The sequence below is a fragment of the candidate division KSB1 bacterium genome (assembly GCA_022566355.1).
In the GTDB taxonomy this organism is placed as follows: domain Bacteria; phylum Zhuqueibacterota; class JdFR-76; order JdFR-76; family DREG01; genus JADFJB01.
Genome location: JADFJB010000002.1, coordinates 52,890 through 78,543, shown reverse-complemented (window position 1 = coordinate 78,543; position 25,654 = coordinate 52,890). Strand labels below are relative to the sequence as shown.

Sequence of the window (25,654 nt, the reverse complement as noted above, 5' to 3'; positions counted from 1 at the left end):
ATTCAGTAGAAAACAAGCAAGTTACGAAAATTTATCATCTCGGTTTCACCTTAAAGTTTTTCGAATAGCAAGCCAACTTCCCAAACTGCCAAATAGTACCCCAAAAAATAAAATTGAAAGTGCTATGTATTTAATATCCATCATCAATTGGGGGAAATATATTCTTATGATATTGACAAGAATTATGTTTCCTAAAATCGCTAAAATCGCACCAATTAAACCCTGCAATGCTCCCTCAATCAAAAATGGCCCACGAATAAATGATTGCTTTGCACCAATAAGGCTCATGATTTCAATGGAATCTTTTCGAGTAAGAATTGAAAGCTTAACTGTATTGGAAATTAGTATAATTGAACTGACAACTAAAATGCTACCGATAATTAAAACGAACAAAATAGCTGCCCGAATATACTTTGAGATCAATTTCTGCAAATCAAAACGATAAACGACTTCGTCGATGCCGCTTATGGTTTCAATTTGCGATTTAACTTTTTCTATTATTTCTTCTTCCTGGTACTCCGACTTTATTAATATTCTAAAAGAAGAGGGCAGTGGATTTTCACCTAATACAGATTCAATATTACTTCCAAAATCTTGGTTAAATTCTTCTAATGCTTGCTCTTTGGATATAAATCGCAATTGGGCTATTTCCGGGTATTTGACTAGTTGAGATTGAATTTCAGCTGTCGTTTCTTCTGTTATTCCATCTCTAAGAAAGAGTTCCATGGTAAGTAGACTCTTAAAATATCCAATAAGAAGAGAGCCTTTCACAATCGCAAATGCGAAAAAACCTACAAAAAACAACGAAACCCCCACGGTAATAATTGGCAATACACTCGATTGCTTGGAAGTTCGTAGTGCAGAAGCGCCTTCTTTTAAGGAATAAAACCAACTCACAGTTCAAGTCTTCCGTTTCTAATAAATATTGATCTTTTCCGTAACTGGTCCGCCAATTCCTGGTTGTGTGTTGCCATTAGAACTGCTGTTCCCATGGTGTTTATCCGTTTAAGTAAATTAAGAATTTCCATTGTGATATCATGATCAAGATTTCCGGTTGGTTCGTCGGCCAACAAGATAAATGGCTCATTCACAATCGCCCGTGCTATTGCTATCCTTTGTTGTTCACCACCGGAGAGTTCCTGGGGAAACTTCAGTCGTTTATGTGTAAGACCGACATCTTTTAGAACTTCAAGAACCCTGCTTTTTATTTTCTTTCGTCTAGTTCCAATAGCATGCATGGCAAAAGCCACATTTTCAAATACATTTCTATCTTGCAATAGCTTAAAGTCTTGAAAAACCACTCCGATTTTACGTCGAAAAAACGGAATTTGCTTTCGACTCACATTCGTAGCATTCACCAAATCCAAAATGATATGTCCCGTTTGTAGCGGACACTCAAGATTTATCAATTTCAAAATCGTCGATTTGCCAGCCCCGGATGGCCCAACCAAAAAAGCGAATTCACCCTTCTGAATCGAAAAGGTGATTCCTTTTACTCCGTAACCACCCGTGTATTGATATGTTACATTATATAAATGTAGCATTATGAATAATCGAGCCTTAAAACAAAATGTATCCTGTTCGATTTTGAATTAGCCGGTTGAAATGTATAACCATCGTAAATATCTATGAGCTTCATAGAAGTCGAATTAATTGCATCAAGAATGGCTCGTATAGAGTATATTTTTTGTTTATGTTTCTCTAAATATGTTTTCTTCTCAGAGTAAAAATGCACTTTAAACTCTGTATGCTGAATATGGGTTTTCTGATCGTAATGGCTCCAGCGATCATATTTAAAGGTTCTCTGGGAATCGTGATCATAATAATTATAGAAATACTTAATTGCATTTCGTTCTGTACAAATATCAAAAATTAACAATCCTCCGTTTTGTAAAGCAACTTCAGCGTTAGAAATAAACTTTATAATATTTTCAATTTCCATGATATAATTTACGCTATCATATAAGCTCAGAATTACATCAACTTTTTTTTGAACGGCCAGATCAACCATTGAACAACGCCATATTGGAATTGATTCTATCTTTCCTTTTACTTTGGCCTGTTTTAGCATTGGCAGGGAAAAATCACATCCCAAAAAATCATAAGGATACCTTCTCAACATCGCCAATAAATTTCCCGTTCCACAACTTGCATCTAAAATCGTTTTTGTCTTAGGATGATATTTCGTGATTAATTTATTTATATAATTAGCCCAGCTCCGATAATCAACATGTTTCATCAGTTGGTCGTAAATAAGGGCTAGTTTTTCATAGGGTGCAACCCCAGTCATTTTTTTATCCGGCCAATGTGATCGCAAGTTTTATCGCCTCTATCATACTTGATGGGTTCGCAAGCCCCTTTCCTGCGATATCAAACGCTGTTCCGTGATCCGGGGAAGTCCTTACAATTGGGAGTCCTGCCGTATAATTAACGGCCTTTCCGAATCCCTGCATTTTTACCGGAATCATACCTTGATCATGATACATAGCCAAAATCGCGTGATATTGCTGCAATTTTTGGGGGATAAACAAAGTGTCTGATGAAAACGGGCCCTCAACAAATACATTTTGCTGCTTTAATTTTTCGATGGCCGGCTTGATAATTTTTTCCTCTTCCGTTCCGAGCTGACCGTTCTCACCTGCGTGGGGATTTAAACCAGCCAAAGCAATGCGGGGGTTTCTAATTTGAAATCGATTTTGTAAATCGCGGTTTATTGTCATGCATTTCTTCATTATCAAATCGGAAGATAATAAATCGGAAACATCCCGAATAGGATGATGTGTAGTAACCAGGCCAACCTTCAATTCATTCGAAATAAGCATCATTGTGTAATTCTCAGTGTTAAACCAGTCTGCCAGTAATTCCGTATGGCCGGGAAAATCGATTCCCGCTGCCCAGATTGCTTGCTTGCTGATTGGCGCAGTAACCAAGGCTGCTTTGTCGTTGTTTTCAATCAACGTGAGTGCTTTTTGAATAAATTGAACACTTGCTTTTCCCGCTTCAGCTTTTACAAGACCCGGCTCAATGGTATTCATATCTTCCGAATCCACTTCTAAAAAATGTAGTTTCAAAGGATCGCTCCCTGGTTGGCCCTCTTCTATTGTTAGTTTTGCGCTTAATGTTCTTGAATAAAACTCAAGAGCTTTTCCGGAACCTACAATCGTAAAAACCACATTCTGGCTTGGAAATAGTTCCGAAATGGCCTTAATAGTTACCTCCGGTCCGATTCCGTTAAGGTCCCCCATTGTTATATAAATTTGAGTTGCCATATAATCCGTAACAATCAGTTCTGTTTAATTCCTTTTCAAAAATCAAATATACTTGGATTCATTTCTAATTGCAACCTGGAGGTAATTGATTACACCAAAACCTATAATTTCATCGAATCAATCTATAAAAATCAGAATGTGAAAAAATAAAACGGTTATTTAATAATATGAAAGTAAAACAGAAAGGATCAGGTTTTTCGTTTCTTCTTTTTTGCCGCCGGGAAAAGTACATTGTTCAGAATCAGTCTATACCCGGGAGAGTTCCTATGCAAGGAAAGTTGGGTTGGGGGGTCGCCCACAGCATGTTGATAATCTTCCGGATCGTGGCCGCCTAAAAAAGTAAATGTCCCCCGCCCAAAATTGCCGTGAATATATTTGATGTTTTCTGTCTCCGGAATCTCCCCCAAAATCACCACCGAACTCTTGATTCGGGACCTGCGAAAGCCGGTAGTTTGACCCATAAATCCTTTTATTACATTTACATGGTTCTGTGTTAACATAACCGGAACAGGATCATATTTTGCGGAAAATTCAAAAAGTGTAAACGCATCCGCATCGGCACCACGCAAGGAAGCATTAACACTTGAGGGAATATCGATATCAGAATACTCATAGACAAAAGGATTCATCTCAAGTTTAAAATTCTCAAAAGCTAATGTTTGGGCATAATTCAGTTTCGATTGGCTATTAGGTGCGATTGGGTCTCCATCAAACACTTCAGATACAATATCCGTATCCGAAGCAGCCAATGAAATATCATAGGAATCTGTTGCGGAACACATTGCAAAAAGAAATCCTCCCCGCGCCACAGATTCTCTTATGGTTTGTGCAACAGCATTTTTTAATGTGCTAACTTTTTTAAAACCAAGGCTTGCCGCCATGGTTTCATTCATTCGAACTTCTTCAATATACCAGGGTGTGTTGCGAAAGCTTGCGTAAAACTTTCCGTATTGCCCGGTAAAATCTTCATGGTGCAAATGAAGCCAGTCATAATTTTCAAGCTCCCCTTGAAGAACTTCCTTGTCCCAGATTTGATCATATGGTACTTCAGCATAGGCCAGTGCCAATGTTACCGCATCATCCCATGGCTGTTTGCTTGGCGGCGAATAAACAGCTATCCGGGGTACTTTTTCTAACAGCACAACTTCCATGTTTCCTTTTTCAATTGCATCATAAATCCTTGCCACATCACTTCCAGTCACAGATACGCTTGCTACTCCTCTAAGTCTTAACTCTCTTTCTATTTCAGGATAATGGTCGATCAAAAAAGATCCCCCCCGATAGTTTAACAGCCACTCAACATTAATTCCTTTTTCAAGGGTCCAAAATGCAATCCCATAAGCTTTAAGATGATCGGATTGCTGTAAATCCATGTGGATTAATATCTTTTGAGCTGAGACATGGCTGGGGTCTAGAACCAGTATAAATAGTAATATGGCTAACTGTTTTTTCACGGGTTTCCTTCCAAACTTCTGATTTTTTTCCGAACGTTTTCTACAAGCATACTCATCGGATAATTCACCAAAATGGTCTCATAATTCTCAATCGCTTTTGAAGTGTCTTTGAGATCGTTTTCATAAATTGTTCCGATCTCAAAAAGCGCCAGATCACAAAGCGAATTATCTGGGTATTTACTGATCAATGCTTGAAACCCCATGATAGCAGAAAGAAAATCCCCGGTTTTTCTAATTAAATTAGAATGTTGAAACCTGGCTTGGGGGGCAATTTTGGCTTGAGGATATGAATCTGCAACATTCGAAAAGTTTTGGCTGGCTTCATCGAGTTTGTTTTGTTTTTTAAAAAGAATAGCCTCGGCGTATAACTTTAGAGCTTCTGAAGCATTTTGTTCATTGTTGTCCAACCGAATGGATAATTCTAAGGCGTCATTCACAAATGCATTGCTGCTGCTTACGGGCCTTTTTAAAATATTCTCAATATGTTTTCGTGTCTTTTTGAAATCTCCCTGGTAGAAAGCCAGTTCCGCCAGCTTTAGCTGTCCTTCAATTTTTGAATTGTTTTTCTCTTTAACTCTTTGATTTTTTCCAGACGGAGTGTTAACCGCTTGTAAATAAAAAGTTTCCGCTTCCGATAAATTCCCCCTCGCAATTTCAACATCACCGAGTCTAATAAATGTATGGATACGATTCTGATACTTCGCATAATTGTCTAAAACTTTTTTAAAGTTATGAACCGCGCTGTCCGGCAAAAACAAAACATCTAAATAAATATCTCCGCTGGTTAATATGGCTTCAATGGCCCAAATCGATTTGGGATAATTCATAGCCACGCGATCATAGGCAGTCAATGCCGGTTTATATTTTCCTTGCAGATATAAGGTTCGAGCTAGCTCATATTCGATTCTAGCTTTGTCCGGGTAATTAGAATATTCTTCCAATATTCGATTCAGAGCTTTCTCGGCCAGGTTATATTGATTCTCTGCTAAAACAATTTGGCTAAACTTGAATAACTCTGAGCCGGTTTTGCCTTTTTCTTTCGATTTGTTTTGTAATTGTTCTAGTTTTTTCACAGCCGAAAAAGCATCGTTATAATTTTCATAACTTAAAAGAAAAGAGATCATGAGTCTTTGGTAATCCTGGTTTTCAGACTCTGATGAAATCCATCTTTTCAGGGTTGAGGTTACCTGTTCGTAGGTTTCATTGTTCCCTTTAAAAGATACGATTCTCGCCTTCACATAGGATAATTGACGGGGATTCGACCGCAAATATCTCATGTATTCCCCTGTCGCTTTATCGTAATTAAAACGATAGGCGTGCAACTGGGCAAGCTCAAGTGAAAACAAGCCTTGTTTTCCAATCGTGTTGCGTCCATTTTGGTAAATTTCAATACCATCATCAAATAACCGGTTTTGTATTAACGTATTGGCAACCATACGATAAACCGATGCATTCTTATTATTCTTGTTGATCATTTGATTCCAAATTGAAAAAGCTTTTTCTTTGTCTTCTTTTTGCAGATATGTCTCTCCCAAACGAATTTGATATTGAAAATTGTGCGGTTCCAATTCGATTCTTGTTTCGATTAGTTGTATCAATTCGTCATATTTCTTCAGGCTAACATAGCATTTTCTTGCAGCATCGAAATAGGTAAAATTCCTTGGATACTTTTCCAGGAGCGCTAAATATATTTTAAGAGCTTGATCAAAATCACCGATAGCTTCATATTGTTGACCGAGACTGTATTGTCCGCGGTCTGATTGATTTGTGTTTTGCGCCATGCCGGCACTATTAAAAATTAAAACCAAACAAACCATAAATGCCGCCTGGCAAATTCCATTTAAAAAACGACCCTCCACGTCATCTCTCCGCTTTTTCCATTAATGCCTGAAAATAATTTCTAATGAGCTCTAGGTAATCATCATTATATCCTGCTTTCCGTGCCCGCAATAGATCTTCTAAAAACCGATCCTTTTGTTGTTTGATCTTTTCATCAATTTGGGACGGACTACGAACAAAATAGGTTTTTCCTGACCTGGATCTTCTCTTTTTACTATACTCTCTTTCTTTCAAAGACTTCTGTGCATCCAACATCCTGGATAGAATTCTTCTTTGTCGATCAATGGTTCTTGGCGCTACTTGTTTGCGTTGCAACTCTTTAATTACTTCTTCCATTTCATTGGCAACACCATCCATACGTCCTAATATTTCGGATTTATTGCCAAATTCTTGCTGAAGTTGCTGTAAAGATTTTCTAAGCGCGAACTGTTCAGCCGCAAGACGTGCCATTGCTGCCTGTTGCTGCGCTGACATTTTCCCTTGTCCCAACATCATGGTTTCCTCGTTGATTCCTTGTTGTGTGCCCGACATTTGCTGCAAGCGTTGCATAAATTCATCAATACCGCTTGCCGAGGAAGCGTTCTGAAGTGATTGCATAGCGCCCTGAACCTGTATGATGGTTTCGTTAATTCCTCCCATTGCCTGTGCCTGCTGCCCTGGTGCTCCGCCGGTATTTCTATCCTCCAAATTTTTTAAAGCGCTCTGCATACCGGCCATAGATTTTCCCATTGCGCGCCCAATTTCGGGGGTCACAAAAAATGTCTTTTGAGATAACTCATACATTTGATTCGCAATACGACCCATTTGCTGCATCATTTGTTGTTGGCTTTCGGCAACCTGGCCAAGCTGTGGGCTCGACGGTGATAGCTCTTTTGTCTGGTTCATTAAATCCTCCTGTGCTTTTGAGAGCCGAAGGAGGTCTTCTGTCGCTTTTGTAAATTCTTGCATGAATTCCTGCTTTCGAGATTGCGTAAAGTCCCGTTTCAATTTCTGAAGTTGTTTTAACATATCACGTAATTCTTGTTCTGACATTTTCCCGGATTTTGAAGCCTGCTGCATATTGCCCTTCTGCAATTGTTGCCTTGATTGATTCATTTCCTGCATTACTTTTTGCATCTCTTGCATTAAGGAATCCATTATCTCCGACTGAAATTGAGCTTGTTCTTTTAAGTCTTGCTTTAGGGTGGAGAGCATTTGATCCAAAGTTTGGGAATCTTTTTCCAAGTTCTGCTGCTGATGAAGCATATTTGCCAATTCGTTTTCTTGCCCTTTTTCCAGCTGTTCATTTAATGCTTCCTGTCTTTCGGCCAGGTTTTCAGTCAGCTTGGCAGCTTGATCCAGATTTTGTTCAAGCTGCATTTGTTTTAACAGGTTTATTGTACGCTCTAAACTTTTTTGTATTCTCTCTTGCGAAAGTTGCATTTGATTTATGGCTTGTCTCAGCTTGTTCTCATCCAACTGCTCAAATGCCTCCCGTAATTTCTCCAACGCTCGTTGAAGTTCTGGCGTCATTATTTCTTGGAAAAGCTCCTGCAACTCCTGGTACATCTGAAGAGTTTCTATACTCAACATCTGATTGCTTTCCATTCTGTCGATCATTTCTTGAAGATTTTCCTGAATGTCTTCAACTTCCGACTGTAACTTAGCTTGTTTTGTGGCTATCTCTTCAAGGTCCTGTTTTTTAAGCCAATCAATCTGCTTCTGCTGCAGTAGCTCGCGTACGATTTCATCAAGCTTCTCTTTCAGCTCCTTGCTATCGGCCAAAATATCTTCCATTTTTTCTAAATCTTCCTCCTGTGTGCTGGCTACTTCTTGATATATTTCGTAGACGGATGGAAACCTGGCGGTGAAAATTCTGGATATGCTTCGTTTGGGTCCGCTAACCCGGTCATTATCCCAAACTTCTGCGTAGTAATAGACAATATCTTCAGGAAGTAAATTTATATCCGATAGATCCCATAGATAATCTACATTAAGTCTTGTGTCTTGTTGATTGTCGGTACTTAAATCAAGATATTGAAATGAGGTATCATTCGAGACGGGCATTGGGATACCGGACTCAACCCGGTAAGAAAGTCTCAATTTGCTGAATCCAAAATCGTCTTCTGCTTCAATAGAAATTGGAAGTTTAAGCTCTTCACTTAAATCCACGTCCCTTCCAGGTATTAGAATTTCTACAACCGGGAACTGGTCAGTTATCGGACGAATACTATATTCAATCGGACTTAAATTGCTATAGCCAAAGTTGTCCAATATTTCCAATTTATATGTGTCCTCATTACGAACGACAAACGCTGAACGAACTTCATTCCCATTTATTTTCAAAGGACTTGGCTGTTTGCGATTCATAACTAATTGCCCGGATTGAACAGCTTTATTAATCGACGCATGAATTTTAACTTGTGTGCCGGCCAAGGCAATAACGTCACCGACATTATCTTCCAGGTACCTGGCTGGCATTTTAGTATAGGATGGAAAAATCAATTGTAGTTTTAAGTTTTTTACAAACGGTCTTTTTTGAACATTAATTTTATAAACGGGGGAAATTTCTTCGCCAGCTTTTACGGAATAATAAGTTGTGTTTCGAATGCCTTTGATTTCAAACCGATACATGCCGGATGAATCTGGGAAAACCTTTTTGTTTTCCGTGGTCGTCCTGTTTTCTTGTCGCAAAGATATATTAACCGCTTCTGTATATGTGCCCTGGATTTTCACGGAGATTTTAACATCGTCACCTTCAACTTTTGTTGTGTCACCAGGCCATACGGTTAAAACTTCTACAGGACGGGCTCGAAAGCGAGTTGTGGGATGAAGTATATGATTTAATCCATTTGAAAAGGAATCCGGAAAGATGATTAAAGCCGCACCGGATAACAACAACGGGGCAGTAAAAACATGCAAAGCTTTTTTTATATTCCGGAAAGAATATAAATGAGAAAAGTCAATCCGTGTTAATCGCTTTAACGTTTTCTTCAGAGCTGATGCAATAAGGTCTACGGAATAATGAGCGCGATTATCATTCACATCTCGGTAAATCTGTAGGCTGTTTAAAAGCTCGTCATGCAACCTTTCATGGTGAGCTCCCAATTCCTTCGCTAATTCATCATAACTATATGCTTTGGTTTTGGAGATATAGTTGACAAGCGGCCAAACAAATCGGGTTAAAAAAATGAGTCCTCCAACGAATGCTAGCCCGGAAACGATTCCGAGTCGAACTGTTTCATTTAGATGAAAAACAATTTCCAGGAAAGAGGCAATGGCTAAAGTTAAAACCAGAAAGCCAACAAGATAGAATATCCCCTGCAGTGTTTGAATGAAGACCTTTTTTCGTCGTTGTTTCGAGACAAATTGGAGAATTGACTCATAACTTTTATCGTGATCCGTCATGATCAACCCTTTCTTTAAATTTAACTGTTAATGCATTAAAACCCACAAGATGATATTGGTTCCCATTTTCAGAGCAGCCTCACGAATTTGCGGAGGATCCTTATGGACGGCTGGATCTACCCAACCATCCGAAATGTTGGTGTTTACAGTGTAATACACAACCATTTGTCCATCATAAAAAAGTCCATATCCCTTGGGAGGTCCGCCATCATGCTCATGAATTTTGGGTGGACCATTAGTAAAATTAAAATGAGCACTGTAAATTTCATGGTTAAACGGCAACTCAACAAATTCATAACCCTTGAAAACTTTTTTCATCTCTCTACGAAAGAATTTATCCATGCCATAATCATCATCTGCATATAAAAATCCACCATGAGTAAGGTATTCCCGCAGCCTTCTTACTTCAACCTCAGTTAATCGAATTCTTCCATGGCCTGTTATAAAAAGTATGGGGAAAGAAAAGAGTTTCTCGTCTGACAATGAAATTTTTACCTCATCCTTCCGGACAAAAATTCCTGTCTCTTTTTCTATGAATGACAATAAATTCGGGACAGCCGACGGATCATTATACCAATCACCGCCGCCACTGTATTTGACTCTGGCGATGGTTAATCTACCCTCGTTGATGTTTTGTGCAAAGCTTAATTCTGTATGAACAATTAAAATTAGACTTAACATAAAAACAGTTCTAAAATATTGTAAATTAATAGGATTATACATTATTATTTTATAAATGTTTGGACTAAATGACTTTGTACCCAACCATTACAATCATTACAATTGCAGCTATGAATTTCAGAAATCTTCCTGTTAGCGCACCTAGGAATGCTCCCCAACCAGCCTTCTTCGCTTTATTAGCATCCTTAAAACGGAAGTACTCAAAAAGGAATGCACCCAGGTAAACTCCAACAAAAGCACCAAAAATAGTGCCAAGTATTGGGGAAATCGCTGTTCCCCAAAGTGCGCCAAAAATTCCACCGATTATAGAACCCCAAATTCCCCATGCTGAAGAACCATATTTTTTAGCAGTTGCCGCACCCAGAAAAAATTCTAATAATTCTACTACAATGGATATGCCAAGGAGTAATCCAAGAAATTTACCTGTGATTTCACTAAACTGGGTGACCAGCCCCAATATCAACGCGCCTACAACGATTATGAACGTTCCGGCAAATCCAAATGGGATCACAACCAAACCGATCAACATTCCTAACACAAAAAATACCCAACCAATGATTTCCATTTATCGCTTTTTGATTTTAGATTTAAATTTGATTTTATACTTTTATTAAATTGCCTCTTTTTCCTAAAACACGCAACAGATATTCATTTTTTAAAAAAACAAAAAAGGCTCCCCACGTGTTAGAGGAGCCTTGTGAAAGCGATAAACCCTTAAAGTTATCAAATAAGAATCCTTTCTTAATTTACCCGCTCTTTAAGTTCAATATAAATTTTAGTTTTTAGATCCTCCACCCATTCTTGCATTTTTTTACTGCTTTTCTGGTTAAGTGCAAATTGCTCCAGTTGCTGCCAATCATCTTCTAAATTTAATTTGCCTCCCTCACGTTTTTCATCTAAACGAATAATAAAATATCCAAATTCAGTCAAAAAGGGTTGGCTTACTTCTCCTATTTCAAGGCCTTCGAGTGCCTTTTTAAATTCAGGTATTTGTAAGCCTTCGACCTCAAACCATCCAAGGTCGCCGCCATTATCATTAGAAGTTGCATCATGAGAATATTTCTCGGCCATTTTAATGAAATCGTCTTCTGTTTGAATGCTATCCTTGATTGCAGCTAGAAAAGCTCTCGTCTTCTCAGCGTCGCTACTGCCTGCCTTTAATTGAATGAGTATATGACGAACATTTATCCTTTCTCCTCTTTTCTCAATTAGCTTAATGATATGAAGTCCGAATTTTGTTTCAATTATCTCTGAAATATCTCCCGGTTTTAACTTAAAGGCCGTTTCTTCAAATTCATGAACAAAATCACCTCGTTGAATCAAACCCAATTCTCCACCAGCAGAAACCGAACCCGGGTCTTCAGAATTCTCCTTAGCCAATGTAGCAAAGTCTTCCCCGTTTACTATTCTATCACGTATCTCTGAGATTTTCTTAAAGGCCTCTTCTTTGCCCTTGCCACCGGCGCGAACTTCTCGCAACAGAACTCGAATATGTACCATTTCATTTGTTTCCGGCAAGCTGTCTTGCATGGTCCTAAAAAACCTCTCAACCTCCTGTCTGGTTATTGTGATTGTTTGAACAAACATTTGCTGCGTCCTTTCAACCATGAGGCGATTCCTAACATCTTCCTGGAATTGCCTCTTGATTTTTCCAATGGGCATATCAAAATATTCTTCTACCTTTGATATGGAACCCAGTTGTTGTGTCCATTGTTGAATCTGGTTATTTAGGATTTCCTCCACCTGCTGTTCTTCGACAATAACCGTGTCTTCTTTCGCTTTGGATAATAATACTTTCTGTGTTATCAAATTTTCCAAAGTGGCTCTTCTAAGTTCGTCAATTTTTTCAGGTTCTTTTTGAAGGTCAATTTTTAATTGTAAGGCCAATTGAATGGTAAATTGGGTAAGTTCCGAATGTAAAATAATTTCTTCGTCAACAATCGCTGCAATGCCATCTAAAAGTTTGTCCTGGGCAATTGAATGGTTTGCGAAAAACAAAAACAAATAAAAAAATAAAGTTATTCGTTTCATAAAGATCCTTCAAGCTTTTTTACGGTTGTATCAGGCACTACTTCTTTTTCTAGTGTTGCCAGATTTAATTCAATTTTCTTATTACTCTTAAGCGAAACCATTAGTTCCTTAAATCTTTCACGATACCTTCTTTCCCGCAAACGCTGAATAATCTGATTTTTAACAAGTTCAATATCACGGAAACTACCCCTTTCGTGTTTCTCAACCAATTGATATAAAATATGCCCGCCCTCTCCTGCAACCGGTCCAATATAACTCCCTGTTTGTTGGCGAGCAATGCTTCTTTGTAAAGATAAAATTACATTTTCAATTGGAATATAACCGCTGTCCCATTGATTGTTGAAAATGTTTTCCGGATAGTTTTTCTGGACAACATTTTCAATCGCTTCTCCTTTGGTTAATGCCGCTTTAACAGTCTGTGCCGTCTGCCTGTCTTTGCAAATCAAATAGTAATATCTAAATTCTACATAATCTCTTTGAAAACTCGCTTGATTTTCTTGATAGTATTCAGCTATGTCTTCTTCGGAAATCGGCGGTAAATTCGACATCTTGTCTTCGATATAGTAACTGATAACCAAGTCTCGCTTCAATTTTTGCAATCCCTCTTGAATAAAGGGAAGTTTGTCAAATCCTTTAGATATAGCTGACTGGTAAATCAATTCATTGTCAATCCAGCGATAAACATAAGATTGCAAATAATCTGTGCTTATCAATTCCGAACCATTATTTCCCAGTTGATTCTGTATCTCAATGAGTGTCAAAGGTGTGTTTCCAACTTGAGCTACCATCGGGCTGGTATCGACAGGTTTATTGCATTTCAAGAACAACAAAATTGTTGAAATTAATAAAATTGATTTGAGCTTATTAATAATACTTTTATTCATTTTCTTCTTTGTACTTAAGTATGCTGCTTTAGCGCACGTTCTAGTACTTTTTCATAAACCCGCACACGAACCATACCTTTTATCTTTTTTTCCCATTCTTCCTGGTTGATTTTTCGCAGATTTCTTACCAGGTCGGAACGAACCTTTGTTTTTATTTTTGAAAATGATTGCATCTGTTCTTTTTCATGACTTAAAACCCTAAAAATTGAATATCCATTATCCAACTTTAACGGACCGGCAATTTTCCCGGGTTTTAATTCTATAGCAGTTTTACCCAATTCTCCAAAACTATTTTCAGTAAGATAGCCAAGATTGCCTTTTTTATTTTTAGACCTGGCCCGGGTATTATATTTTTCTGCCAATACGTCAAAATCATTTCCGGCCGTTGCCAATTGATAAATCAATTGGGCTTCGGTAGAATCCTTAACAAATATTTCTTGAACTTCCGCTTTTGCGGGAATTTTATATTTTTCCGGCTGATTATTGTAATATTCTTCCGCCATTTCATCCGTAATCTTTTTAATTTTATTAATATAACTATTCTGTAAATATCTGGTTATAATTTGAGAAACCTGGCTATCTAATTGTCTTCGGTAATTTGGTATTTCCAGGTAGCCATGACGGATACCAATCTCCGAAGTTAAATCAAATCTTATTTTGTCCTGTAAAAATTTTGTTGCAATTTCGACGGTGCGGATCTCTTGGGGCCTTAGTGCGCGTTGTTGATTGAACATTAATTCAAAAAATCCGATCATTGTTTTTGTTTCCTTGTCATATTGAGCAAGTGGCAAGAAACGCAATTCATATGACACCCATGAATAATCCGGATTTTTCACTCCATAATTTTCTAGCAATAAAGAATCATTGGGTGACGTTGAAATAAAAGTGAGCATTTTTTGAATATTCTCTTCAAAAATAACAACGTTATATTTTTTGTCCAATTCTTGATTGAACTTTTCGAATTCTGCCGTTACGCTTTTTCTTTTTCGATTAAACAGATTTCGCACGATAACAGTTCTTTCAATCTCATATGGCCTTTGTAAAACAGGTCGCTTTTCGGTAACCTGAATAATATGAACGCCTTTGGAGGTAATAATTGGTTGGGGATAGATTTGATATTTCCCGGATTTTAGCACCGCGGTCATAAATTTATTGTCCATGCTTCCCCATTTTAAGAAACCAAGATCTCCCCCTTTTTTCGAACTAAATTCATCCTTTGAATAGTTCCCGGCAAGTTCAGTGAAATCACCACCAGATCGAAGCTCCCGGATAATTCCAGCTGCTTTTTCGACAACTTTTGTGAGAGAGTCCGCGTCATCCTTTGAGGGTAGATCCAAAAGAATATGTCGCACTCTTATTTCTTTATCAGAACGATCATAAAATTCCCGAATCTCTTTTTCTTTTATGATTTTGAACATAACAAGCTGCTCCAATGCCGCTATGTATGCCGCCTGCAGTCTCGCTTGCTCGATCTGATCCTTCACTTCCGGAATTTTATCTATATTCATTTGTTTGGCAAACATTAGTTTCATTTCTTTGTCGATCATTTTATCAAGAAATTTTTGCTTGTCATCCCCTGAAGCATTTTGAAGAGATCGAATTGAATTTGACTCTAGATATTCTCTTTCAAATTGTTCAAGGCTTATCAAACTATTCCCAGCCCTGGCTACGATTTGTGTTTTTTTAGAATTGCATCCGGAAAACATTCCGATGAACACACTTAAAATGACCAACAAAATCCAGTTCTTTTTCATACACCTACCCTTTATAAAATTTATACAGTATTTTGTTCTAACCTCTTAAAAAATTCTTTTGTATCGTTTAGTGACGTTTCGTCAGTGCTTCTTAATTGAAATTTAAAACCAAATTTCTTCCCATGCAAAAATTGTAGCTTTTCCGGTGAAGATGCTTGAATTAATGAAAGAATTTGCTGTAATGATTTTTGCTTTGCTTTTGTGTAATAACTATCTGAAAAATAAGCAGTTAGGGTGCGATTTCTAATTTTAAACTTATCGATTCCCAACGATGCGCAAAGTTGTCTAAGCCTAGTTATCTCAAGAAGAGTACGAACTGGTTTAGGCAATTGACCAAAACGATCCCTTAGTTCTTCGTCCAATTCAAACAAATCATCTTTTGATTTGGATATGTTTAATCGTTGATAGATGTTTATTCTTTCAAAATCAATTGAGACATAATCGTCAGGAATATAAGCATCAAAATCAACGTCGATAACAACATCTTTTAAATGTCCGTTTTCTGCAACTTCTATTTTTTCATTCTTTAGATTCGAAATTGATTCTTCGAGTAATTTACAATACAGATCAAATCCGATCACATTGATAAACCCGCTTTGATCCGAACCCAATAGATTACCCGCGCCTCGGATTTCCAAATCTTTCATAGCAATTTGCAAACCCGCTCCCAGCTCAAAATGTTCTTCAATCGTTTGGAGCCGTTTGAGTGCGCTTGGTGTAAGGTACTTAATTGGAGGAACTAAGAAGTAGGCAAATGCTTGCCGGTTTGACCTTCCTACTCTTCCTTTGATTTGATATAGTTGGGCCAAACCAAGTTTGTCGGCTCGATTTACAATCAAAGTATTCACATTCGGTAAATCCAGTCCCGATTCAATTATCATTGTACAAATGAGGCAATCATATTTTTTTTCAACAAAATCAGTCATCACTTTCTCAAGTTCATGAGGTGACATCTGCCCATGAGCGACCGCGATTCGAATATCCGGAATTAATTTTAATATCAGGTTTTCCATTGAATATATTGACCGCACAGCATTGTGAACCAGAAAGACTTGTCCGCCACGATAAATTTCCTCCAAAATAGCGCTCTTAATAATTTTTTTGTCAAACGGTAAAACCTGGGAAATCACAGGCAATCTTTCATCGGGTGGCGTATTAATGACAGACATGTCGCGGCTGCCCGCCATAGAAAAATACAAAGTTCGCGGGATTGGGGTTGCGGACAATGATAAAACATCCACAAGCTTATGAATTGATTTTAATTTTTCCTTTTGCTTGACACCAAATCGATGTTCTTCATCGATGATAAATAATCCTAGATTTTTAAATTCAACGTCTTTTGAGAGAAGACGGTGGGTTCCGATAACAATATCTAATTTGCCGGATTTTAATTTTTCTATTTCTTTTTTCTGTTCTTTGGTCGTTTTAAACCTGGATAGCAAACCAACTTCTACAGGATATCGAGAAAGCCGCTCACAAAAAGTACTATAATGTTGTTGAGCAAGAACAGTTGTCGGAACCAGAATGGCAACTTGTTTTCCATCCAAAACCGCCTTAAACGCGGCTCGTAAAGCAACTTCGGTTTTACCGAACCCAACATCACCACAGATCAATCGATCCATTGGAGCTCTGGATTCCATGTCTTTTTTAACTTCTTCAATGGTGCTCAGTTGATCTGGTGTCTCTTCGTATAAAAAGGATGCTTCCAATTCCTTTTGCCATAAAGAATCAGTAGAAAAGGCAAACCCCTCTTTGGTTTTTCGGGTTGCATACAATTGAAGCAAATCCTTGGCCATTTTTTCAACCGATTTCCGTGTCCTCTCTTTTATCTTTTCCCAATCCTTGCCGCCTAACTGGCTCAATTTAGGCACCATTCCTTCCGCCCCGGAATATTTACTAATCCGCCATAATTGATCTATGTGAACAAAAAGTAAGTCGCCATCTCTATAACGAATTTTTAAACATTCCCTTTCCGCATTAGCCACTGTTATTTTTTCCAGTCCGGTATATCTGCCGATCCCATGATCAACATGAACTACTAAATCAGACGGAGATAATGTATTCAACTTCGAGATCGGCGTCCCGCCCCGGTATTTACCCCAGTTCCGCTTGCGTGGTATACGACCAAATAAATCTTTTTCCGTTATAACAAATATGCCTTCGTTTGCATATTGGAATCCGCTATGAAGAACCGCCTGACCAATATGAATGTTTTGTTCAAATTCTTGAAGAAGATCGTGCATGCGTTCTACTTCAAATTTTTCTTCTAGCAAAACAAAAACGTGTGCCGGCTTCCCTCCATAGAATTGGTTAATATCTTTTCGCAACTCCCGAATATTACCGCGATAATCATTCATGCCGAGCATTCGAAAATGGATATCAACTCCGTCTTGTGAACCAAGGTGAGGATGAAGAATTGTCTTGAATTTTTCAAACTTCTCTTGAATTTTTTCCCATTGTTTGTCTACTTCTTCTTCCTGCCATTCTTGAATACTCTCATCCCTGTCCATCGGCTTTTTCAACCCTATGAACACCCGTTCGAATAATTCCGGTTGATCTAAAAGTAAAATGGTTTTTTCCGGCAACAAATCCAAAAGATCATTTTGTGCTTCAGCATATTGTCCATTGTTCTTGCCCGGCGGCGGTAAAATTGAAAACCGTTGGATTTTCTCTTTTGATCTTTGCGTAGTGACATCGAAAATTCGGATGGTGTCTACAACATCGCCAAAGAATTCAATACGAACCGGACAAACAGATTCAAAAGCAAACACATCAATCAATCCCCCCCTTACACTAAATTCACCAACACTGCTAACCAGATCGGTTCGTTCATATCCGAATTCGACCAATTCCTCTACTAGAAATTCAAGTTCATATTCCTGACTTGTTTCCAAAACAATCCTTTGACTTTGCAAACTGCCAGATCCTGGAATTTTCTCAGAAATCGCAGAAATCGTTGTTACAATTTTATTTGGGGTCCCGTCCAAAAGTTGGTTAATCGTGTTTAACTGAAGACCAATTTGTTCATGGGGAATACTTATTCTTTGCTTGCTTTCTTTTCTCGATGGAAAATAAAGGATGTCCTCACCAGCGGAAATTGAAGTTAGATCGCCCCAGATTTCTTCGGCTCGTTCGTGATCCGAAGTAATTATAACTATATGATTATGATCTTCTGTAACCAAATAATCTGTGAAAAAAGAAACGGATGCTCCCTTTAAACCACCAATTATTGTTTTGTGATTTCTACCAATCGCTTTAATGGCTTGATTAAACTGGGCTGAATTATATAAAGTTTTTTTAATTCTCTGGAGCAAAACAGATCAGCCTTTTTTATTTCGGACCAAATTGATTGCTTTTTTTACAAAGCCGTCTGATAAGGTTAGCAGCTTTTTCGCCTCGGCTTCTCCTGTTTCGGTTAACAGCATTACAATTGCTGTTTTAACGTGCCCACCTGCTTCACGAAGAATTTTTTCCGCCTCTTGGTAGCTAACCCCTGTTACAATCATGATGGTTCTTTTTGATCGTTCCTCAAGCTTTTTGCTGTTCATTTGCAGATCAATCATCATGTTTTCATACACTTTACCGATTTGTATCATCGCTGTCGTTGTAATCATATTTAATACTAGCTTTTGGGCCGTTCCGGCTTTCATCCGTGTAGAACCCATTATCACTTCGGGCCCAACAACCGGGCAAACAGCGACATCAACTGTAAGCTTAACCTCTTCCCTTTTATTACAAGTTACAAAAATGGTCTTTGCGCCTATGCTTTTAGCATATTCAATTCCGGCGATGACGTATGGGGTTCGTTTGCTTGCTGTAATTCCACAAACAACATCCTTTTCGCTAACCCTTTTTTCTTTGAGATCTACTTTTGCATCATCCCTTCGATCTTCCGATCCTTCTTGTGATTTTACCAATGCATCATAGCCACCGGCAATAATTCCTTGCACCATTTCCGGCGGGGTGCCATAGGTTGGGGGACATTCGGAAGCATCTAAAACACCAAGCCGACCACTTGTTCCCGCACCGATGTAAATTAGCCTGCCGCCATTTTTAAAAGCATCAACAACAAGTTCAACCGCTTTTTTTATGTATGGAATTTCATTCTCAATAACGGCAGGTATATTCTTGTCCTCAGAATTGATAATTCTTAAGATGTTTTCAATAGATTCTTCATCGATTTTCATCGAAACTGGATTTCTGGCTTCCGTGATTAATCCCACCAATTCGTTGTAGACTTCGTTTCCCACGCTTTAAACCTAGTTTTCCTTTTGAATAATGATTATCCTGCGCTCTTGCTTTTCGGGTTTATTTATTAAATTAATGGGCGTTTGGTATTTAACAATTTTTGTTGAAAAAGGATTCTTTATTAAATGGTCTCTTTTCAAATCTGTCATTTCCTGTTCTAGTTGATCGCCTTTAAAAGTCACGAGCTTACCTTTTTTTTGAAGCAGCTTATTGGCCCATTGGAAAAGTTTGGTTAATGAAGTGACGGCTCTTGCTAATACCAAAGGATAGCGTTCCTTATGAAAAACTTGACTGTTAAGTTCTTCTATGCGATCTGGAAAAACCGTAATATTTAGTCCTAATCTATGGGATATCTCTTCTAAAAAGATTGCCTTTTTTTTCTTAGATTCAACCAAAACAAGCTCAACATTCGGAAACAAAATCGCTATTGGAATTCCAGGAAACCCTGCCCCGCTACCAATATCCATAACCGGGGAATTTATCATTTTTTCGAGATTGATTGTCCAAGCTACAGACTCCAAGATATGCCGTTCAACCAATCTGTTTGAATCGTGCTGTGAAAAAAGATTGATTTTTTTATTCCACAAATACAAGAGTTCTAAATAGCTTTTAAATTGATCTCTTTGTTTGGATGAGAAATTAATATTTAAAAGCCCCATACCTTTGTCAAGCGCCTCTAGTTGGCTCTTTACAAGCAGAGGCTCCTTCATTTGTTCCACGTGAAACATATTTAAAAGAACAAACCCGCTACGAAACAACTGTTTCTTCTGTTGTTTTTTTAGATCTCATTGTACCTTTTGCAAGGTAAATCATCAACACTGAAATATCGGACGGCGTGACGCCTGAAATTCGAGAAGCTTGTCCCAAAGATATTGGGCGATATTGTGAAAGCTTTTCAACAGATTCTGCCGAAAGTGCATTAACCTCTCCATAAAGTATTGAATCCGGAATAAAGTACTTTTCAAGATTCCTAAATTTGTTCACCATCGTTTCTTGACGGCGAATATAGCCTTCATATTTAATATCAATTCCAACTTGCTCCTCGACCTCTTCTTTTAATCGCTTATCAGGAATTTCCATTTTGAAAAAATGCTTTAATGCGTTTAATGGTATTTCCGGTCTCTTTAATAACTGATTTAACGATTCTGATTGAGAAATTGGTGAAGAATTATATTTTTTGAAAATCTCTTCCATTTCATTGGGGCTGACTTTTATTCCAGTGGATTGACTTATCATTTCTTTGATCAGTTTTTGTTTTAACAGCATTCTTTCCAAAACATGGCTTGGAAGAAGATTATACTTTTGAGCATATTTTAGCAGCCGTATATCTGCATTGTCTTGCCGTAATAGTAGTCGGTATTCGGCTCTTGACGTAAACATTCGATAGGGCTCCTCGGGACATTGAGTAACAAGATCATCGATTAAAACACCGATGTACGCATCGGAACGCTCCAGAACAAGAGGCTCTTCGCTTCGAATTTTTAACACCGCATTAATTCCCGCCATGATTCCCTGGGCACCTGCCTCTTCATACCCGGATGTGCCATTAACCTGCCCGGCAAAATACAATCCTTCAATTCTCTTTGTTTCCAGGGTTGGTTTGATTTGATCTGTTGGGAAAAAATCATATTCCACAGCATATCCCAGGCGAGTTACTTCAACATTTTCCAAACCTGGGACAGTGCGAAGTGCTCGAACCTGGACGTCTTCCGGAAGGCTAGTCGAAAATCCATTCACATACATTTCTGTGGTTCCTCTTCCCTCCGGTTCAAGAAAAAGTTGATGTGTTTTCTTGTCACTAAACCTCACAATTTTATCCTCAATTGAGGGACAATAACGAGGTCCTACACCATTGATTAGTCCTGTAAAAATAGGAGATTCATCGAGTCCTGTGCGTAAAGTGTCGTGAGTTTCCTCCGTTGTGTATGTCAAATAACAAGGTACTTGTTCGAGCTCAAGACTCTCTGTTTGATAGGAAAATGGCGGAGGAGGATCATCTCCCGGTTGAACTTCCATTTTGTCGAAATTCACAGTCTTGCCATCTATCCTTGGAGGTGTTCCGGTCTTATGCCGACCTAATCGAAATCCTAAAGATTCGTGGTCAGACGAAACACCTTTTGCGGCTTCTTCTCCGGCTCTTCCGCCTTCAATCGGAGAAAGGCCTGTATACATCCTGGCATTTAAAAATGTCCCGGCAGTTAGTATTACCGCCCTGGCTAAAATCACAGTCCCGGATTTTAATCTAATTCCAGCAACTTTCTGATCTTTTACATAAATGCCATCAACCATCATTTGTTTAAGATGCAAATTCTGTTGGTGCTCGATAGTGAGACGCATTTGCCATGCGTATTCTTTTCGATCACACTGTGCTCTCGGCGCCCGAACAGCGGGTCCTTTGGATTTGTTCAGCATACGAAACTGAATACCCGTTTTATCCGTGTTGCGTGCCATCTCACCACCCAGGGCATCTATCTCACGAATCAGATGTCCTTTTGCCAATCCTCCCATCGCAGGGTTACAGGACATCTGTCCAACAGTAAAAATGTTCATTGTTGCCAGTAATGTTTTGGCCCCCATTCTGGCGGCAATTAAAGCGGCTTCACAACCTGCATGTCCCGCCCCAATAACAATTACATCATATGGATCATAAACAGATTTTATCATTCATTTTCTCCAAGAACCGTAGTTCTTTTGTTTCACGTGAAACATTATTTGCCTATACAAAAATTGTCAAATATAAAATGTAGAATGTCCTCCGGTGTTTTTTTTCCAATAATCTCTCCTATGGAATCTAAAGATTCTCGTACATCCACCGCAATAAATTCATTCCCGATTCCATTTTCAACGTTTACTTTTGCCCTTTCCAAATTTTGCACCGTTCCTTGCAATGCATTACGATGTCGTAAATTGGTAATCAATTCATCCTGTCTTTCCTCTTGTTTTCCATTTGAGGGAATTAAATAATTAGCAAGGGCTTCGTGCAAATTCAACAATCCTTTATTGCTGACAGCGGATATAATAATGGTCTTCCATTCCGGAAATACATTTTCATGGGAATCGTCCGTCACAATATCGCTTTTATTCCATAAAACAATAACTCCAGGTGTAAACTCTTTGGTTTTTTCAGTAACTATTTTCTGTATTTTATTTAGAATGACTTGATCCTCTTCTTTAAAACCTGTCGTTAAATCCAATATAAACAATATCAAATCCGCATCTCTCAAGTGAGACTCCGTAATCTCTATTCCCTTTTTCTCTATCTTCTCATCGGAATTCTGTATTCCGGCCGTATCGATTAAGCGAAAAAGAGCGCCCCCAATATCCAGTTGTGCTTCTAGTGCATCGCGAGTTGTCCCGGGAGTAGGATCAACGATTGCTCGTTCAAAACCAAGTAAGGCATTAAACAAACTGGATTTACCAACATTCGGTTTACCAACAATGATCGTTCTAATTCCTTCATGAATCATTCTTCCTCGTTGGTACGTTCCCAAAAGAGCGTTTAGTTTTTCTATTAATTTGTCAACCTGGTTAACTACTTGTTGCTTGGGAAGGATTACAATATCTTCTTCCGAAAAATCCAACTCCAACTCTAGATTAGCCAATAACTCAAGTATGTTGTTTTGTATTCCTTTAACCTGATCCGAGAAACCACCTTGTAATTGACGCATCGCATAGCGAACGCTCTGCCGGGTTTTTGCGTGTATCAAGTCTGCTACGGATTCCGCCTGTGCAAGGTCCATTCTGCCGTTGACAAAGGCTCGCTTGGTAAATTCTCCCGGTTCTGCTAAGCATGCCCCTTCATGAAGGATAGTTTCCAAAATTAATCCCGCCAGGTATTGACCTCCATGACATCCTATTTCTATTAAATTTTCACCGGTGTAACTATTGGGTTCTCTGAATAATGTTACAACCACTTGATCGATTCTTTCTCCCCCTGGTTTATCGAGGAAATAACCCACCCGCGCAATGTGAGATTCATCGCCACCAAACCACCCCTTATGCAAAAATAATTTCTGTATAAGTTCTAATGTTTGCGGACCGCTTACTCGAACGACAGCAATTCCACCTTCACCGGAAGGAGTTGAAATTGCAGCAATTGTATCAGTAAAGAAACTCATTCTTTAAATTAAAGGGCTATTGAAAAATTCAGAAAGAAATAAACACAATCCTGTTTGGAGGAATCATAACGTATTGTTCTTCCTCAAGTTAAACTACCTTTCGATTCCCTTCCCAGGTAGTAAAAGTGGGCATTTTCGACAACCCCATTTCAAAAAACAAAACTAATAATTCTATGCTATTTTCTCTTTTTCTTGTTACGAACCGGTTTTTTCTCAACCGGTTTAAGTTGAATTGTGTCTGTTTTTACAAATTTCTGTTGCAGAATCGTAAGAAAGTTAAACAGAGTATAGTATAAATTCAGCCCAGAAGGAAATGTATTAAAAAGCAGCAAAAAGAAAACCGGCATAAAATATATCATCATTTTTTGTCGAGGGTCTGAAATAGTACTTTTTTGCTGTAAAAACATCGACAGCGCCATCACAATCGGGAGTACTGTTACATGGTTCCCGTAGATTGGCAGAGAAAATGGCAGTGTAAAAATAGTATCCGGTTTCGATAAATCTGAAATCCACCAAATGAATTCCGCTCCCCGTAGTTCAATCGTCGATCGAAATACAATAAATAAACCAATCAAAAGTGGCATTTGGAGTAACATTGGCAGACAGCCTCCCAGGGGATTGACCCCGTGGTCTTTGTATAACTTCATCATTTCTTTATTTAAACGCTGGGAATCTCCCTTATACTTCTCTCTCAATTCAGTCATTAGTGGCTGAACCAGTTGCATCTTTTTCATCGAAGTATAACTTTTGTGTGTTAGCGGGTATAAGATTATTTTTATCAAAATTGAAAAAATGATGATAACAACGCCATAGTTTGAAATAAACTTATGTAAGAACTTTAGACATATTAAAATTAAAATACTGAAAGGTCTGAATAAACTTTCGTAAATTCCGGAATTCATAATTAACTCTTCAAGCTCAAAATTTACCGCTTTAAGTCTATTATATTCAATGGGCCCCAAATATAAACTGAATCTATTTAACTGGTTGGTCCCTGCGGCAAAAGGCATATTGATGGCAAATTTGTAATGTGTGAAGTTTACCTCTGGCTCTATTTGGATTTCACTCCCAGAATAAATGATACCTCTTCCCTTGACATCAATTGGGGCTATTGCTATACAAAAATATTTTGTTCTTAATGAAGCCCAATGAACTGTTCCGGTTACTTCTTTTGATTCGATTCCTCTTTCGCTTTCATCTGTCTCAAAATCTTGTAAGTCATCTCCAAGGTAAGCATAAACTTTGTTATAGGATAAATCATCAAGCAGGGGATATTCCGTAGGTAGCAAACCAGAATCCCATCGCAAAAGGTAGCTTCTATCAATCGCCAAGTTAGCAAATCCTTCTAAGTTTAACTCCAGATCGAAATCATATCGATTTCCATAAAAAGTAAATTTCTTTTCAATTGACTTTCCCTCGGAAAAATCCAGTCGATAACTGATACTAAATACATCATTCTCGTTTTCTAAAAAAATAGTCCGTCCCGCACTGGGAGTATGTATAATCGATGAATATATATAGTTGTCGAATTGTATTGACTCTAGACTTAGAATCATCCCAACACCCGGAACTCCAATTTCGGTATTGGGAACAAGATTTACGTTATTGCTATCGGCATCGAGGTAAGTGTTTAATTTCCACTGAATAATTCCACCCCCTTTATTTGATATTTTAACATCAAATAAATTGGAAACAATATTTATCACTTCCACCTTCTCTTCGGTTCCCAATGTTGAAAACTCATCCACAACTTCTCTGTCTAAAGTTTTAACTTCAGCTGGAATTGTTATGCTTTGACTTTCTCTTAATGATTCATCTTCTTCTTCTGTGGGATCGGGTCTTTCAATAATCTCTTCATCAAAGAAGGACTCTGCAGGAACATTCTGGGGTACCGGCATAACTATTCGTTTATAAATTTCTGTCTGCGTAAAGATAATAATCAGTCCAACCAGAACAATCGCAATAATCGTTTTCTTATCCATAATTTTA

At 38.2% G+C, this 25,654-nt stretch carries 18 protein-coding genes; all 18 read right to left on the bottom strand.

Going from position 1 to position 25,654, the window contains the following annotated elements; genetic code table 11:
* Positions 1 to 45 precede the first annotated feature (45 nt).
* A complete protein-coding gene (locus tag IIC38_00855) occupies positions 46 to 897 on the bottom strand; it encodes an ABC transporter permease (protein ID MCH8124511.1) in 852 nt (283 codons plus the stop codon).
* Entirely contained in the window at positions 894 to 1,544 is a 651-nt protein-coding gene (ftsE, locus tag IIC38_00850; GenBank protein MCH8124510.1) for a cell division ATP-binding protein FtsE, read from the bottom strand. The genes IIC38_00855 and ftsE overlap by 4 nt, the downstream gene beginning before the upstream one ends.
* The gene (locus IIC38_00845) at positions 1,544 to 2,290 is read right to left on the bottom strand and encodes a class I SAM-dependent methyltransferase (GenBank protein ID MCH8124509.1); all 747 of its coding nucleotides are present in this window, start codon (positions 2,288 to 2,290) and stop codon (positions 1,544 to 1,546) included. The genes ftsE and IIC38_00845 overlap by 1 nt, the downstream gene beginning before the upstream one ends.
* 4 nt (positions 2,291 to 2,294) lie before the next feature.
* On the bottom strand, positions 2,295 to 3,269 hold the full coding sequence (gene pdxA, locus IIC38_00840) for a 4-hydroxythreonine-4-phosphate dehydrogenase PdxA (protein ID MCH8124508.1): 975 nt from the start codon (positions 3,267 to 3,269) through the stop codon (positions 2,295 to 2,297).
* Between the two features lie 188 nt (positions 3,270 to 3,457).
* Positions 3,458 to 4,723 carry an asparagine synthetase B gene (locus IIC38_00835; protein ID MCH8124507.1) on the bottom strand — a complete coding sequence of 422 codons (1,266 nt, stop codon included), beginning with the start codon at positions 4,721 to 4,723 and terminating at the stop codon, positions 3,458 to 3,460.
* Positions 4,720 to 6,582: a tetratricopeptide repeat protein gene (locus tag IIC38_00830; GenBank protein MCH8124506.1), complete on the bottom strand. Its 1,863-nt coding sequence runs from the start codon at positions 6,580 to 6,582 to the stop codon at positions 4,720 to 4,722. The genes IIC38_00835 and IIC38_00830 overlap by 4 nt, the downstream gene beginning before the upstream one ends.
* 1 nt (position 6,583) lies before the next feature.
* Positions 6,584 to 9,949: a hypothetical protein gene (locus IIC38_00825; GenBank protein MCH8124505.1), complete on the bottom strand. Its 3,366-nt coding sequence runs from the start codon at positions 9,947 to 9,949 to the stop codon at positions 6,584 to 6,586.
* Positions 9,950 to 9,976: 27 nt separating this feature from the next.
* Entirely contained in the window at positions 9,977 to 10,630 is a 654-nt protein-coding gene (locus IIC38_00820) for a DUF4159 domain-containing protein (protein MCH8124504.1), read from the bottom strand.
* Positions 10,631 to 10,694: 64 nt separating this feature from the next.
* On the bottom strand, positions 10,695 to 11,195 hold the full coding sequence (locus IIC38_00815) for a DUF456 domain-containing protein (GenBank protein ID MCH8124503.1): 501 nt from the start codon (positions 11,193 to 11,195) through the stop codon (positions 10,695 to 10,697).
* A 176-nt stretch (positions 11,196 to 11,371) separates the two neighbouring features.
* A complete protein-coding gene (locus IIC38_00810) occupies positions 11,372 to 12,661 on the bottom strand; it encodes a peptidylprolyl isomerase (protein MCH8124502.1) in 1,290 nt (429 codons plus the stop codon).
* Complete coding sequence (locus tag IIC38_00805; GenBank protein MCH8124501.1) at positions 12,658 to 13,545, bottom strand: hypothetical protein; 888 nt, start codon at positions 13,543 to 13,545, stop codon at positions 12,658 to 12,660. The genes IIC38_00810 and IIC38_00805 overlap by 4 nt, the downstream gene beginning before the upstream one ends.
* Positions 13,546 to 13,559: 14 nt before the next feature.
* Complete coding sequence (locus IIC38_00800; GenBank protein ID MCH8124500.1) at positions 13,560 to 15,299, bottom strand: peptidylprolyl isomerase; 1,740 nt, start codon at positions 15,297 to 15,299, stop codon at positions 13,560 to 13,562.
* Between the two features lie 20 nt (positions 15,300 to 15,319).
* Entirely contained in the window at positions 15,320 to 18,613 is a 3,294-nt protein-coding gene (mfd, locus tag IIC38_00795; GenBank protein ID MCH8124499.1) for a transcription-repair coupling factor, read from the bottom strand.
* Between the two features lie 6 nt (positions 18,614 to 18,619).
* Positions 18,620 to 19,549 carry an N-acetylmuramic acid 6-phosphate etherase gene (murQ, locus tag IIC38_00790; GenBank protein ID MCH8124498.1) on the bottom strand — a complete coding sequence of 310 codons (930 nt, stop codon included), beginning with the start codon at positions 19,547 to 19,549 and terminating at the stop codon, positions 18,620 to 18,622.
* A 9-nt stretch (positions 19,550 to 19,558) separates the two neighbouring features.
* Positions 19,559 to 20,257, bottom strand: coding sequence for a 16S rRNA (guanine(527)-N(7))-methyltransferase RsmG (gene rsmG, locus IIC38_00785; GenBank protein MCH8124497.1), 699 nt, complete (start codon positions 20,255 to 20,257; stop codon positions 19,559 to 19,561).
* A 37-nt stretch (positions 20,258 to 20,294) separates the two neighbouring features.
* Positions 20,295 to 22,211 carry a tRNA uridine-5-carboxymethylaminomethyl(34) synthesis enzyme MnmG gene (mnmG, locus tag IIC38_00780; GenBank protein ID MCH8124496.1) on the bottom strand — a complete coding sequence of 639 codons (1,917 nt, stop codon included), beginning with the start codon at positions 22,209 to 22,211 and terminating at the stop codon, positions 20,295 to 20,297.
* Positions 22,212 to 22,255: 44 nt separating this feature from the next.
* Entirely contained in the window at positions 22,256 to 23,665 is a 1,410-nt protein-coding gene (mnmE, locus tag IIC38_00775) for a tRNA uridine-5-carboxymethylaminomethyl(34) synthesis GTPase MnmE (GenBank protein MCH8124495.1), read from the bottom strand.
* Between the two features lie 176 nt (positions 23,666 to 23,841).
* A complete protein-coding gene (gene yidC / locus IIC38_00770; GenBank protein ID MCH8124494.1) occupies positions 23,842 to 25,647 on the bottom strand; it encodes a membrane protein insertase YidC in 1,806 nt (601 codons plus the stop codon).
* Between the last annotated feature and the right edge of the window lie 7 nt (positions 25,648 to 25,654).